The sequence below is a fragment of the Sphingomonas immobilis genome, assembly GCF_030580995.1.
Lineage (GTDB): Bacteria > Pseudomonadota > Alphaproteobacteria > Sphingomonadales > Sphingomonadaceae > Sphingomonas > Sphingomonas immobilis.
Genome location: NZ_JAUQSZ010000002.1, coordinates 177,916 through 189,731 on the forward strand (window position 1 = coordinate 177,916; position 11,816 = coordinate 189,731).

Annotated in this window: 16 protein-coding genes and 1 pseudogene; 7 read left to right on the plus strand and 10 right to left on the minus strand. The window is 67.0% G+C overall.

The annotated features are described in order from the left end of the window. Positions 1-90 precede the first annotated feature (90 nt). From lptB to Q5H94_RS03880, 5 genes are all read right to left on the minus strand, one after another. Entirely contained in the window at positions 91-867 is a 777-nt protein-coding gene (gene lptB, locus Q5H94_RS03860) for an LPS export ABC transporter ATP-binding protein (protein WP_304559908.1), read from the minus strand. A 147-nt stretch (positions 868-1,014) separates the two neighbouring features. Next, on the minus strand, positions 1,015-1,536 hold the full coding sequence (locus Q5H94_RS03865; RefSeq protein ID WP_304559909.1) for an LptA/OstA family protein: 522 nt from the start codon (positions 1,534-1,536) through the stop codon (positions 1,015-1,017). Positions 1,537-1,543: 7 nt separating this feature from the next. After that, on the minus strand, positions 1,544-2,182 hold the full coding sequence (lptC, locus tag Q5H94_RS03870; protein WP_304559910.1) for an LPS export ABC transporter periplasmic protein LptC: 639 nt from the start codon (positions 2,180-2,182) through the stop codon (positions 1,544-1,546). Continuing rightward, positions 2,175-2,795: a ribonuclease D gene (locus Q5H94_RS03875; RefSeq protein ID WP_304559911.1), complete on the minus strand. Its 621-nt coding sequence runs from the start codon at positions 2,793-2,795 to the stop codon at positions 2,175-2,177. The genes lptC and Q5H94_RS03875 overlap by 8 nt, the downstream gene beginning before the upstream one ends. 31 nt (positions 2,796-2,826) lie before the next feature. Next, the gene (locus Q5H94_RS03880; RefSeq protein ID WP_304559912.1) at positions 2,827-3,621 is read right to left on the minus strand and encodes a TerC family protein; all 795 of its coding nucleotides are present in this window, start codon (positions 3,619-3,621) and stop codon (positions 2,827-2,829) included. A gap of 207 nt (positions 3,622-3,828) precedes the next feature. Here Q5H94_RS03880 and Q5H94_RS03885 point away from each other — a divergent pair, with 207 nt between their 5' ends. After that, entirely contained in the window at positions 3,829-4,626 is a 798-nt protein-coding gene (locus tag Q5H94_RS03885; protein WP_304559913.1) for a cold-shock protein, read from the plus strand. Positions 4,627-4,778: 152 nt separating this feature from the next. Next, the gene (locus tag Q5H94_RS03890) at positions 4,779-5,297 is read left to right on the plus strand and encodes a thioredoxin family protein (protein ID WP_304559914.1); all 519 of its coding nucleotides are present in this window, start codon (positions 4,779-4,781) and stop codon (positions 5,295-5,297) included. A gap of 6 nt (positions 5,298-5,303) precedes the next feature. Here Q5H94_RS03890 and Q5H94_RS03895 read toward each other — a convergent pair whose 3' ends face one another. Further along, entirely contained in the window at positions 5,304-6,890 is a 1,587-nt protein-coding gene (locus tag Q5H94_RS03895; protein WP_304559915.1) for a cisplatin damage response ATP-dependent DNA ligase, read from the minus strand. 65 nt (positions 6,891-6,955) lie between these two features. Here Q5H94_RS03895 and Q5H94_RS03900 point away from each other — a divergent pair, with 65 nt between their 5' ends. Then, positions 6,956-7,780 carry a metallophosphoesterase gene (locus tag Q5H94_RS03900; RefSeq protein WP_304559916.1) on the plus strand — a complete coding sequence of 275 codons (825 nt, stop codon included), beginning with the start codon at positions 6,956-6,958 and terminating at the stop codon, positions 7,778-7,780. A 3-nt stretch (positions 7,781-7,783) separates the two neighbouring features. Here the strand turns inward: Q5H94_RS03900 and Q5H94_RS03905 are convergent, their stop codons facing one another. The 3 genes from Q5H94_RS03905 to Q5H94_RS03915 form a co-directional block, all read right to left on the minus strand. After that, positions 7,784-8,275 carry a Dps family protein gene (locus tag Q5H94_RS03905; RefSeq protein WP_304559917.1) on the minus strand — a complete coding sequence of 164 codons (492 nt, stop codon included), beginning with the start codon at positions 8,273-8,275 and terminating at the stop codon, positions 7,784-7,786. A gap of 101 nt (positions 8,276-8,376) precedes the next feature. Further along, positions 8,377-8,943 carry a TMEM165/GDT1 family protein gene (locus Q5H94_RS03910; protein ID WP_304559918.1) on the minus strand — a complete coding sequence of 189 codons (567 nt, stop codon included), beginning with the start codon at positions 8,941-8,943 and terminating at the stop codon, positions 8,377-8,379. Between the two features lie 12 nt (positions 8,944-8,955). Next, positions 8,956-9,267: a hypothetical protein gene (locus Q5H94_RS03915; RefSeq protein WP_304559919.1), complete on the minus strand. Its 312-nt coding sequence runs from the start codon at positions 9,265-9,267 to the stop codon at positions 8,956-8,958. A gap of 177 nt (positions 9,268-9,444) precedes the next feature. Here Q5H94_RS03915 and rpmG point away from each other — a divergent pair, with 177 nt between their 5' ends. Continuing rightward, on the plus strand, positions 9,445-9,612 hold the full coding sequence (rpmG, locus tag Q5H94_RS03920) for a 50S ribosomal protein L33 (RefSeq protein ID WP_069203621.1): 168 nt from the start codon (positions 9,445-9,447) through the stop codon (positions 9,610-9,612). A 365-nt stretch (positions 9,613-9,977) separates the two neighbouring features. Here the strand turns inward: rpmG and Q5H94_RS03925 are convergent. After that, positions 9,978-10,337, minus strand: a pseudogene (locus Q5H94_RS03925) (response regulator); the annotation flags it as partial. A gap of 42 nt (positions 10,338-10,379) precedes the next feature. On the opposite strand from Q5H94_RS03925, the gene Q5H94_RS03930 reads away from it, so the two are divergent. Genes Q5H94_RS03930 through Q5H94_RS03940 form a run of 3 tightly spaced genes read left to right on the plus strand, consistent with a single transcriptional unit; the run spans position 10,380 to position 11,759 of the window. Continuing rightward, complete coding sequence (locus tag Q5H94_RS03930; RefSeq protein ID WP_304559920.1) at positions 10,380-10,649, plus strand: DUF3572 family protein; 270 nt, start codon at positions 10,380-10,382, stop codon at positions 10,647-10,649. Then, positions 10,646-11,272 carry an HAD family hydrolase gene (locus tag Q5H94_RS03935; protein ID WP_304559921.1) on the plus strand — a complete coding sequence of 209 codons (627 nt, stop codon included), beginning with the start codon at positions 10,646-10,648 and terminating at the stop codon, positions 11,270-11,272. The genes Q5H94_RS03930 and Q5H94_RS03935 overlap by 4 nt, the downstream gene beginning before the upstream one ends. A 22-nt stretch (positions 11,273-11,294) precedes the next feature. Then, the gene (locus Q5H94_RS03940; protein ID WP_304559922.1) at positions 11,295-11,759 is read left to right on the plus strand and encodes a RidA family protein; all 465 of its coding nucleotides are present in this window, start codon (positions 11,295-11,297) and stop codon (positions 11,757-11,759) included. The last annotated feature ends 57 nt before the right edge of the window (positions 11,760-11,816 follow it).

The window sequence follows — 11,816 nt, forward strand, 5'->3', positions numbered from 1 at the left end:
CTGGGGTCTCGTGCGGCAAGCGGGCGCTTCGTTACCGGAAGATCCCAGCTTTCGCTGGGATGACGGAAGGGAAGGGCGGTACGCATGGGCTCAGAGCGAGAAGCCCTCGCCCAGGTACAGGCGGCGCACGTTGGCGTCGGCGACGAGTTCGGACGGGCTGCCGGTGAACAGCACGCGGCCGTCGTAGATGATGTACGCGCGGTCGACGATCTCGAGCGTCTCGCGCACGTTATGGTCGGTGATGAGCACGCCGATGCCGCGCTTCTTGAGCTCGCCGACCAGATCGCGGATGTCGGCGATCGAGATCGGGTCGATGCCCGCGAACGGCTCGTCGAGCAGCATGATCGACGGATCGGCCGCGAGCGCGCGCGCGATCTCGGCGCGGCGGCGCTCGCCGCCTGACAGAGCCATCGCAGGGGCATCGCGCAGCCGCGTCAGGCCGAATTCGTCGAGCAATTGATTGAGCCGCGCCTGCCGCTGGTCGGCGTCGGGAACGGCCAGTTCGAGCACGGTCAGAATGTTCTTCTCGACCGTCAGCCCGCGGAAGATCGACGTTTCCTGCGGCAGATAGCCGAGGCCAAGGATCGCGCGGCGATACATCGGCAGGCCGGTGATATCGTCGCCGTCGAGCATGATGCGGCCCGAATCGGGCTTCACCAGCCCCATCACCGAATAGAAGCACGTAGTCTTGCCGGCACCGTTGGGGCCGAGCAGGCCGATCACCTCACCGCGCCCGACGCTGACCGAAACGTCGGTCAGCACGACTCGCTTGTCGTAAGATTTCGCGATCGACACGACCGACAGCCCGCGATTGACGGGCTGTTCGGCGATGGCCGGGGCGGTTTGAAGGTCGATCGTGTCGCTCATCTCGGGTCCCGATTTCGCAGTTTAGGGTTACCGAAAGGTTACCGGACCCCGAATTGGCAGGCTTCGTGCATGGCTATGCCCGATCGCGGCGTTTCTGTGAAGCCGCGCGCGGTGGAACGCGCGGAAAACTCGCCGGAAACGGGGGTGCTAGTTGCGCTTGGGGACCGAGAAGGTGCCCGTCACGCGGCCGCTCCTGCTGGTGACGCCAGTGCTGCCGCCACCGCCGACCGCAGCGCCGTCGATCACCGCGCGGCCGGTATCGAGGTTGATCGTCAGCCGTCCGCCGTTGACGGTGTTGCCGCTCTGCGTGAGCGTCACCGCGCCGAGCATGGTGATAAGCCGCTTGTTGAGATCATAGACGGCATACTGGCTGCGCGCGGTCTTGTCCGGCTGCGTCACCGTCACGCCGCCCGCCGCGTCGAGCCGGCTGACCTGCGGTGCGCCGTTCACGACCTGGCCGGTATAGGCCACCGTCATGCGCGCGGCGTTGAGCGTCATCTCCGCCTGGCGGACCGAGACGCTGCCCGTCAGGATCGCGCGATTGGCCTTGTCCTGCAGCTCGATATGATCGGCGCCGAAGTCGATCGGCGCGGCCGAATTGTGCGCCGTCTGCGCGGCCGCAGGGACGGCGCTCAGCAGAAGCAGGACGGGAAGGGCGATCTGGCGCATAGCGGCCCTATCTCGTCTTTCGCGGGACGATCCGCAAGCGGGCACGGCCATCCAGCCGGACGATATGCGATTCGAGATCGGCGCTGAGCTGATTCGCGCTGAAATTGCCCTGCGGCACCGTGCCGGTGACGGCACCGCCGCTCTGCAGCTTGCGCGTCTTGAGGTCGATCGTCGAATTTTCGGTATCGAGCCGGTATCCGCCCGCCGCATCGACGCGCACCGGGCCGACGACCGCGACCTGCTGCGTCTTCATGTCGTAGCGGCCCTGGGGGGCGACGATCTTTGCCGGGCCATCGGTCAGCTGGATGTTGGCGGCAAGCTGGCTGATCTGCACGATCGGCACCGCCGCGCTTTTCTGCACCGCCGACCCGGCCGTCAGCGTGAAGGGCTGGCCCTTGCCGTCCGCGCCGCGATAGGTCGCGCTCTGCAGGCGCAGGCGTTCCTTCGCGACCTCGACCTTGTTCTTGTCGAGCAGGAAGCTCATTTCGGTGCCGCTGACGAGCGGCATGACGACGAGGAACGCGCCGAGCACGCCGACGCCGATCGGCAACACGATTCGGGCGAAGGCCACGAGTCGATCGTGGCTGCTCCCCGGCGCGGCCCAGATCTGCCGCGCCGACCGTGCCGGAAGCGTTCCTTCAAACATGCGCGAAGATATCGATCTCGGGCCAGCCGGCGATGTCGAGTTCGGCGCGTGTCGGCAGGAAGTCGAAACACGCCTGCGCCAGCGCGGTGCGGCCCTCGCGCGCCAGCCGGCGGTCGAGCTCCTCGCGCATCGCATGGAGGTAACGCACGTCGGACGCGGCATAATCCTTCTGCGCCTCGGACAGCACCGGCCCGCCCCAGTCGGACGATTGCTGCGCCTTGGAAATGTCCTGGCCGAGCAGTTCGCGCACCAGCTCCTTCAGGCCGTGGCGGTCGGTATAGGTCCGCACCAGCCGCGAGGCGATCTTGGTGCAATAGACCGGCGCGGCGGTCACGCGGAGGTAATGGCTGATCGCCGCGAGATCGAAGCGGGCGAAATGATAGAGCTTCACGCGGGCCGGATCGGTTAGCAGGGCACGCAGGTTCGGCGCGGCATAATCGCTGTCGGGGCCGAAGCGGACGAGATGCTCGTCGGGCCCGCCATCGGAAAGCTGGACGAGGCACAGCCGGTCGCGCGGCGTGATCAGCCCCATCGTCTCGGTATCGACGGCGATATCGGCGCCGGGGGCGAACACGCCTTCCGGCAGGTCTTCTTCGTGAAGGTGAACGGTCATCGCACGGCCCTAGCGGGGATGGTGCGAAGGCTCAATGCCCGCTGCCTCCGCGCTTTTCCTTCGCACGCCGCGACCACAGGTTGAGCGCCTCGATTCCTGCGGAGAACGCCATTGCCGTGTAGATATAGCCCTTGGGCACGTGTGCGCCGAAGCCTTCGGCGATCAGCACCATGCCGATCATCAGCAGGAATCCGAGTGCCAGCATCACGACGCTGGGGTTCTTGTTGATGAAGTTGGAGAGCGGATCGGCGGCAAGCAGCATGACCGCGACCGCGACGACGACGGCCACGTACATCACCTCGACATGCTCGGTCATGCCCACTGCCGTCAGGATCGAATCGATCGAAAAGACGATATCGAGCGCGATGATCTGCACGATCGCCGCCGTGAACGTCAGTTCCGCGGCTTTCTTGACCGGCGCTGCCCCGGCCTTTTCCGCTTCCGGCAGATCAACGCTGTGATGGATTTCCTTGGTGGCCTTGTAGACGAGGAACAGCCCGCCCGCGATGAGGATCAAGTCCTTCCACGAAAACTGCGTCTCGAAGCTCGGTACGCCGTGGTCGCCGAGCGGGCCGGTGATGCCTAGGTCGAGGATCGTCGACTGCAGGCTGATGATCCAGGCGATCGCCGTCAGCAGGCCGAGCCGCATCACCAGCGCGAGGACGATGCCGGTGCGCCGCGCGGTCTGGCGGATGTTTTCGGGCAGCTTGTTGGACAGGATCGCGATGAAGATCAGGTTGTCGATGCCGAGCACGACCTCCATCACGATGAGCGTGGCGAGCGCCGCCCAGACGGCGGGATCCGAGAGCAGAGCGGTAATGGCCATGGGCCGCGATGTGCCCGAGTCGCGACGGGTTGCGCAAGCGCCGACGTAAGTGTGCCGCAATTTGGACGAATTTGTTCGCAGGGCAGCATTATTTAGGGTAGGAAGATAGTGTGGCGCGATTGGTTTGGTGCCCGAAGACCTGCGTTTTTCGTCCAGCGCAGATAGTCTTGGATGGTGATTTGGACGAGCCGGGAAGACGAACAGGGCATGAGTTTCGATAAAGGACGCCGCGGGGATCGCGGTGGGCGTGGCCGCGACAAGCGCGACGGTTTCGGCGGCGATGATTTCGGCGGCGGCAGCAGCTTTGGCGGCGGTGACCGTTTCGGCGGTGGCGGCGATCGTTTCGGCGGCGGCGGTGATCGCTTTGGCGGCGGCGGTGGTTTCCGCAGCGGCGGTGGCGGCGGCTTCGGTGGCGGCGGCGGTGGTTTTGGCGGCGGTGGCGGCGGCGGTGGCCGCGGCATGCCCCCCCAGGTCGTCGGCGAGGGCACGGGCGTCGTAAAATTCTTCAACGGACAGAAGGGCTTCGGCTTCGTCGTTCGCGATGACGGCGGCGAGGACGTGTTCGTACACATCTCCGCGGTTGAGCAGGCGGGCCTGACGGGCCTGGCCGAGGGGCAGCCGCTCGGCTTCACCCTCGTCGATCGCGGCGGCCGCATCTCCGCGACCGACCTCAAGATCGACGGCGAACCGCTCCCCGTCACCGATCGCGGCCCGCCGCGTGACCGTGATGCTGGTCCGGGTGCGCCGCGCGGCGGTGCGCCTGCAGGCGGCCCGCAGCGTCAGCTGACCGGCGAGAAGGCGACCGGCACGGTCAAGTTCTTCAACGCGATGAAGGGCTTCGGCTTCATTCAGCGCGACGACGGCCAGCCCGATGCGTTCGTGCATATCTCGGCGGTAGAGCGTGGCGGCATGACCTCGCTCAACGAGGGCGACCGGCTCGAATTCGAGCTCGAGGTCGATCGCCGCGGCAAATATGCGGCGGTGAACCTCACCTCGATCGCCTGATTTCGCGATCGCGTAGATCAGGCTCGCCTGATTCGCTTCGACTCGGGAAAAGACGGACCCGGCGGCCTTTATGGTCGCCGGGTTTTTCTTTGTTGGCGCAAGGAGCGCCAATTCCCATAACCCGACTCGGAATTTTGACAGGAGCCGAATCGATGACCCGCCTGCTCGCTCTCTCGCTCGCGGCCTTCGCCGCACTGGCGACGACCGCTCCCGCGCAGGCCGCGCAGGCGCCGAAGCTCGCCATCACCAGCTTCGATCAACTCGCCCAGCCCCTCCCGCTTCCGTATGACGAGAAGGCCGACGCCAAGGCCGCCGTTGCCGCCGCCAAGGCGCGCGCCAGGGCGAATCGCAAGCTGCTGCTGATCGATCTCGGCGGCAACTGGTGCCTCGATTGCCGCATCCTCGCCGGCACGATCGAACAGCCCGCGCTCAAAACCTGGCTGGCGAAGAAGTACGAAATCGTGACGGTCGATGTCGGCCGCTTCGACAAGAACCTCGACGTGCCTGCGCACTACGGCATCACCGAGCGGCTGAAGGGCGTGCCGAGCGTGCTCGTCGTCAACCCCAAGACCGACAAATTGATCAACCCCGGCAAGACCGCCGCGCTGTCCGACGCGCGCCACATGAACCCGCAGGGCCTCGCCGACTGGTTGGCCCAATGGACCAGGTAGCGCGGACTAGGTAACCAGCTTCCCCAGCCCCGCCAGCGTATCGGCTTCGCTGGCGGGCTTGTCGGTGCGGATGCGCGCGATGCGGGGGAAACGCATCGCGACCCCCGATTTGTGCCGCTTCGACGCGTGAATCGAATCGAACGCGATCTCCAGCACCAAAGTCTTGTCGACCTCGCGCACCGGCCCGAATCGCCCGGTCGTGTGCGCACGTACGAAGCGGTCGAGCTGCTTCAATTCCTCGTCGGTGATCCCGGAATAGGCCTTGCCGACCGGTAGTAATTCCCCCGAATCGGTCCAGCAGCCGAATGTATAATCGGAGTAGAATGAGGATCGCCGCCCGTTGCCGCGTTGCGCATACATCAGTACGCAATCGGCGGTCAGCGGATCGCGCTTCCATTTGTACCAGAGGCCAACGCGCCGCCCGGTGACGTAAGCGCTGTCGCGGCGCTTGAGCATCACGCCTTCGATCGCGGCGTCGCGCGCACCCGCGCGAATCCCTTCCAGCGCGGTGAAATCCTCGGCCTCGATGATGGTGCTGACGTCGAACCGCTCGGGATCGAGCCGCGCCGCGAACGCTTCCAGCCGCGCGCGCCGCTGCGTCCAGCCGAGGTCGCGCAGATCCTCGGCGCCCTCGAACAGGATATCGTAGAGCCGCACGAAGGCGGGAGCCTCCGCCAGCATCTTGGCCGAAACCACCTTCCGCCCGAGTCGCTGCTGGAGCGCATTGAAGCTCGCCGCGCCGCCTTCCGAGCCGCCTTGTGCTTCGCCCTTGACCATCAGCTCACCGTCAAGGACGCCGGGCGTCGTGAAGTCGCGTGCCACTTCCGGGAAACTCCTGGTGATGTCGTCGCCCGCCCGGCTGTACAGCCGCGTCTCGCCGCCGACATGGACGAGCTGGACGCGGATGCCGTCCCATTTCCACTCCGCCGCATAGTCGGTGAGATCGACGCGCCCGTCGCCGAGCGGATGCGCGAGCATGAACGGGCGGAACACCGGCACGTCGCGCGCCACCGGCTGCGCCCCGCTGCCCGTCGCCCAGGCGAAAAGCAAATCGTAGGGCGGGTCGATGCCGTGCCACACCTCCTCGATCGCCTCGACGTCGAGATCGAACGCCTGCGCCAGCGCGGTCTTGGCCAGCCGCGCCGACACGCCGATCCGCAAGGCCCCCGTCGCCATCTTCAGCAGCGCGAATCGCTCGTTCGCGCCGAGCCGGTCCATCATCGCCGCCAGCCCGCCCGGCGCATCGGCACGCGACAGCCCTCCGAGTCGCGTGATCGCCTCGGAAATGCTCAGCGGCGCGGGGTCGCGCGCGCCGCCCACCGGCTCCGGCCATAGCAGGGCGACAGTTTCGGCGGTGTCGCCGACATAGTCGCGGCTCATGCGGAACAGCACCGGATCGACGCGCTCCTCGATCAGCGTGCGGATCAGCGCGGGCTTGATCGCCGGCAGGTCGAGATCGCCGGTCAGCGCCGCCATCGCCCAGCCGCGATCGGGATCGGGCGTGGCGATCAGATAATCGGCGATCAGCTTGAGCTTGGCGTTGCGCGAGCGCGTGTAGATCAACGAATCGAGGAGCTGCGCGAAGGCCTGCATGGCGTCTCGAACATGCGGTCCCGCGGCGGGTTCCGCCAGCCGCGCCGATTCTCTACGGGGAGGGGATGCTCCGCCGTCTGCTTTTCGTCGCGCTCGTCGCCGGTACGATCGTGCTCGCATATGCTTTCGCGGAGGCGCGGCGCGATCCGGCCGTGCGCCGCGCCAGAATCGCGATGGCGGACTGGCCCGCTGGCGCGAAGCCGGTGCGCGCGGTGCTGATCAGCGACATCCATATCGGGTCGCCCGCAATGGACGAACGCCGGCTCGACCGGATCGTCACGCAGATCGACGCGCTACGGCCCGACATCGTCCTGATCGCGGGCGATTTCATCAACGGGCACGAACCGGGCAGCGCGGCACGCTTCGCGCCGGGGCTGCTCGCGCCCTTGTCGCGGCTGCATCCGCCGCTCGGCGTCATCGCCGTTGCCGGCAATCACGACTACTGGACGGGCCGCGACGCATTGCGCTCACAGCTAGCGGCCGCGCGTGTAATGATGCTCGACAATCGCGCGATCCTGCGCGGCCCGCTCGTCATCGGCGGCGTATCGGACGACTATACCGACCACGCCAAGCTCGGCGTCACCGAGCGAGAGATGCGGAGCCTGCGCGGTGCCCCAGTCACCCTCACGCATTCGCCCGATCTCGCGCCGTCGCTGACCGGGGAAGCACCACTGGTCCTCGCGGGTCACACGCATTGCGGGCAGATCGTGCTGCCGTTCTACGGCCCGCTCGCCGAAGTATCGCGCTTCCGCTCGCGCTATCGTTGCGGACTGGTGCGGGAGGGCACCCGAACCGTTATCGTCACCGCGGGCCTGGGAACGAGCAACGTGCCGCTCCGGCTCGGGGCGCCGCCCGATCTCTGGCTGCTGACCCTCGGCCCGAAGCGCTAGCGGTCAGCCGTTGCGGCTGGCCTCGAACAGGAACCAGGCGCGTTCCTCGGCCTGATCGGTCCAGTCGTCGATGATCGCGGACGTGGCATTGTCCTTGGCATCGTCGGCAAGATCCTTCGCCGCGCGCAGTGATTCGACCAGCTTCAGATTGTCCTCGCGCAGCTCGACCAGCATGTCGCCCGGCGCGACGAAGCCCTCGTCATTGTCCTCGATCGTCTGATGACGCGAGATGTCGCTGATCGAGCGCAGCGTGGTGTTGCCGGTCTTGCGCACGCGCTCGGCGATGGCATCGGTGGTCGCGAAGATCTGCGCCGCCTGATCGTCGAACAGCAGGTGATAGTCGCGGAAATGCGGGCCCGAGACGTGCCAGTGGAAATTCTTGGTCTTCAGATACAGCGCGAACGAATCGGCGAGGATGCCGTTCAGCGCCTCCGCCACGGTCTTGGCGGCATTGCTCTTGATGTCGGTCGGGGTTTTCAGCGCTTCGTCGGTCACGTGCTGCAGCTCCTGCGATATGAGGTCGTTGCGATAACGGATCGATAGCGGAATCGCTCCACGCTGTATGCGCGGAATTATCGGCGGCTGTGATCGCTCCGTTAGATCAGCCCGAACGCCGACAGCGCGGCGATCGCTCCCGCGATCAGGAACAGGACGCCGGTCGCTATGCGGATCGCGCGGATCGGCACTTTCCGGCGCGCTTTCTCCCCGGCGACGATCGCCGCGGCGGTGACGACACTGGCGCCGAGCGTCGCGCCGATCGCGGCCAGCACCGGCGCGTCGCTGCGGATCGAAAAGACGAAGGTCAGGAACTGCACGCTGTCGCCCGCCGCCAGGATGCCGATCCCGAACAGGCTGGTCGCGAACGCGCCGATCCGCCATTTCGCAAGGGGATCGGGCGGCTTCAGCCGCTCGACGCAGCCGATCCCGGCGAACGCCAGCGCCAGCGCCAGCAGCAGCGCACGCGCGTTGGGGGTGAGGATGTGCGCGACCCACAGGCCGCCGAAGCCCGCCACCGCATTGCCGATGGCGATGGCGATCACCGCGCCGATGATGACCTGCCCCGGCCGCGCGAATCGATCGGCGAGGATCGCGGCGAGCCAGGTCGAGCGGCTGCCGGGCTGGATCAGGAGCGCCGCGACGAACGCGGCCATCAATGCGTCCATGCGTGTCTGGCGTCAGCTCGCGAAGCGGACGCCGCAGGCCGAGGCGAACAGCTCGCCCAGCGCCTTGTCCTGCCGGTCGCTGCGCACCGCATCGTTAAGCACGGTCAGCCAGCCCTGCACCAGCGGGCCCCGCTCGCCGCGCGCGACCGCACTTTCCAGCGCATGTGCGACGGCGACGACGGCGAGCAGCCCGTTGGCGGCGGCGATGTGGCGGATCGAATCGAGCTCGACGGCAAGGTCGGAGGGGCGGCGGCGCATCGCCAGCGCGGCGATGCGCGCGCCGAGATCGCTGCGAACGTCGTGATCGGCCGTGTTGCCCTGCATGTCCCCGGACTCCCGCTCTCTGGGAAGGGAGGCTGCGCCTGATATGGTGAAGATGGCGTTAACGGGCCGGTTTAGGGTGCGCGAGCTTGACATTCGGGCGACTCTCCGCCATCGGCCCCGGTCTGAACGGCGGTCCGTGGGGCCGCCTTTGCTTTTTTATCTGCAAGGACTGGGCTCATGGCGAAGCCGACTACCGTCAAGATCAAGCTGATCAGCTCGGCTGACACCGGTTTCTTCTACGTCACGAAGAAGAACCCGCGCACCAAGACCGAGAAGCTGAGCTTCAAGAAGTACGATCCCGTCGTGCGCAAGCATGTCGAGTTCAAGGAAGCCAAGATCAAGTGATCGAACGGGCGGCCTGAGCCGCCGTTCGATCATCCCCGCGCAGGCGGGGATCCAGAGCCGCGGGGGACGCCCTCCGCGGCTTTTGTCATGTCTGATCCCCAGCGCAGGCTGGGGCCCAGCTACGGAACACTCGAAAGCGAGCCGCGACATTTCCTCCCCGGCTGCATCGCAACTGGACCCCGGCCTTCGCCGGGGATCAGCTAAGGCGTTGCATCGCCGTCCGTTTCGCTGACATCGGCCGTCGCTTCGGGCTCGGCTGCGACCGCAGTCTCTTCGGCGGTCGATTGAGCCTCCGATTCGCCAGCCTCCGCTTCGACCTCGGCCTCCGCGACAACCTCCGCCACCGGCGCGCCGATCGCGCCCTCCAGCAGCGTGCTGACGGTATCGACGAAGCGGCTCAGCGAGATCGGCTTCGACACATAGGCATCCGCCCCCGCCGCGCGGATACGGTCCTCGTCCTCGCGGCCGGCATAGGCCGTCACCGCCATGATCGGGATCGCCTTCAGCCCGTCGTCGGCCTTGATCTGCGTGATCAGTTCGAACCCCGTGACGTGCGGCAACTGGATGTCCATCACGATCATGTCGGGCATGAAGGCGCGCGCGCGCTCCACGGCGTCGCGGCCGTCGCGCACGCCCTCGGTCACATAATCGTGGGCACGCAGCAGATCGCAGAAAAGTTTGAGGTTGAGTTCGTTGTCCTCGACAACGAGCACCCTTTTTGCCACGTCCCCCGCCATCCTTTCCTTTGCGAGACCGGTGGTTACGAGATGCGCGCGCCGGAGACAAATGTTGATGCGGGGGCGCTGGCGCTGCAGGCGCTGGTATGGACGCTGGGCGACCCGGATCGGGCACAAAGGCTGATCGACACGACCGGCCTGTTCCCCGCCGATCTTCGCGCGCGCGCCGGCGAGGCGTCCGTGCTGGCGGCGGTGCTGGGTTTCCTCGAGGCCTATGAACCCGATCTGATCGCCTGCGCCGCCGATCTCGAGGTGAAGCCCGAGGCGATCGTCCATGCGCGCGAGGCGCTGGAGGCATGACGCGCGGCCTGCTGATCTGCGATTGCGACGAGGTGCTGCTGCACATGGTGCGCCATTTCGGCGTGTGGCTGCGCGAGCATCACGATGTCGATTTCGATCATACCGCCGCCGATATGTTCAGCAGCATGACGCGCCGGAGCGGCGGGCCGCGCCCCACTACCGAGGAGATGTGGGGCCTGCTCGACGGCTTCTTCCCGCAGGAGATGGACCGCCAGACGCTCGTGCCGCATGCCGGCGAGGCGCTGGCGGCGCTGAGCGAGACCGCCGATATCGTCATCCTCACCAACCTCAAGGATGCCGTCCGCCAGCCGCGCATCGATCAGCTCGCGAAGTTCGGCATCGCCCACCGTGTCGAGACCAACCAGGGCGGCAAGGGCGATCCCGTCTCGCGGTTGGTCGCGGAATTCGGCAACCCGGTGACGGTGTTCGTCGATGATCTCTCGGTCCATCACGCTTCGGTCGCGAAGCACGCGCCGGGCGTCCACCGCCTGCACATGGTCTCCGAACCCGCGCTCGCGCCCAACGTGCCGCCCGCCGAACACGCGCACGTCCGCATCGACGACTGGCGCGCGGCGCAGGCGTGGATCGCGGAGCGCTTCGCCGCCGGCGCCCCCGCCTCCTGAACCCCAGCCAGAAAGCCCCGCCATGACCGACCGCGTCGACCGCAAGCTCTCCGAACTCGGCCTCGCGCTGCCCGCGCCCGCCGCCCCCGTCGCGACCTATGTCCCCGCGGTCGAGGCGAACGGCCTGCTCCACATCTCCGGCCAGCTTCCCTTCAAGGACGGCGCGGTGATGACCGGCCGCCTCGGCGAGGACCGCGATCTCGCCTATGGGGCGGAGGCCGCGCAGGCCTGCGCGCTGATGCTGGTGGCACAGATGAAGGCGGCGCTCGGCGGGCTCCACCGCGTCGAGCAGATCGTCAAGCTCGGCGTGTTCATCAATTCGGCCGGCGATTTCACCGATCAGCCCAAGGTCGCCAACGGCGCGTCGGATCTGATGGCCGCGCTGTTCGGCGACGCCGGCAAGCACGCCCGCAGCGCGGTCGGCGTCCCCGTCCTCCCGCTCGGCGCGGTGGTGGAGATCGATGCGATCGTGAAGGTCACGGCGTAAGCAAATCTGCCGCGTAGCGGCCCTCAAGAATCTCCGCGTCTCTGCGCCTCCGCGTGA

Excerpts from the sequence above, each read along its gene's own strand:
- lptB (WP_304559908.1), bottom strand. The coding sequence starts at position 867 with ATGAGCGACACGATCGACCTTCAAACCGCCCCGGCCATCGCCGAACAG.
- Q5H94_RS03865 (WP_304559909.1), bottom strand. The coding sequence starts at position 1,536 with ATGCGCCAGATCGCCCTTCCCGTCCTGCTTCTGCTGAGCGCCGTCCCT.
- lptC (WP_304559910.1), bottom strand. The coding sequence starts at position 2,182 with ATGTTTGAAGGAACGCTTCCGGCACGGTCGGCGCGGCAGATCTGGGCC.
- Q5H94_RS03875 (WP_304559911.1), bottom strand. The coding sequence starts at position 2,795 with ATGACCGTTCACCTTCACGAAGAAGACCTGCCGGAAGGCGTGTTCGCC.
- Q5H94_RS03880 (WP_304559912.1), bottom strand. The coding sequence starts at position 3,621 with ATGGCCATTACCGCTCTGCTCTCGGATCCCGCCGTCTGGGCGGCGCTC.
- Q5H94_RS03885 (WP_304559913.1), top strand. The coding sequence starts at position 3,829 with ATGAGTTTCGATAAAGGACGCCGCGGGGATCGCGGTGGGCGTGGCCGC.
- Q5H94_RS03890 (WP_304559914.1), top strand. The coding sequence starts at position 4,779 with ATGACCCGCCTGCTCGCTCTCTCGCTCGCGGCCTTCGCCGCACTGGCG.
- Q5H94_RS03895 (WP_304559915.1), bottom strand. The coding sequence starts at position 6,890 with ATGCAGGCCTTCGCGCAGCTCCTCGATTCGTTGATCTACACGCGCTCG.
- Q5H94_RS03900 (WP_304559916.1), top strand. The coding sequence starts at position 6,956 with ATGCTCCGCCGTCTGCTTTTCGTCGCGCTCGTCGCCGGTACGATCGTG.
- Q5H94_RS03910 (WP_304559918.1), bottom strand. The coding sequence starts at position 8,943 with ATGGACGCATTGATGGCCGCGTTCGTCGCGGCGCTCCTGATCCAGCCC.
- Q5H94_RS03915 (WP_304559919.1), bottom strand. The coding sequence starts at position 9,267 with ATGCAGGGCAACACGGCCGATCACGACGTTCGCAGCGATCTCGGCGCG.
- rpmG (WP_069203621.1), top strand. The coding sequence starts at position 9,445 with ATGGCGAAGCCGACTACCGTCAAGATCAAGCTGATCAGCTCGGCTGAC.
- Q5H94_RS03930 (WP_304559920.1), top strand. The coding sequence starts at position 10,380 with ATGCGCGCGCCGGAGACAAATGTTGATGCGGGGGCGCTGGCGCTGCAG.
- Q5H94_RS03935 (WP_304559921.1), top strand. The coding sequence starts at position 10,646 with ATGACGCGCGGCCTGCTGATCTGCGATTGCGACGAGGTGCTGCTGCAC.
- Q5H94_RS03940 (WP_304559922.1), top strand. The coding sequence starts at position 11,295 with ATGACCGACCGCGTCGACCGCAAGCTCTCCGAACTCGGCCTCGCGCTG.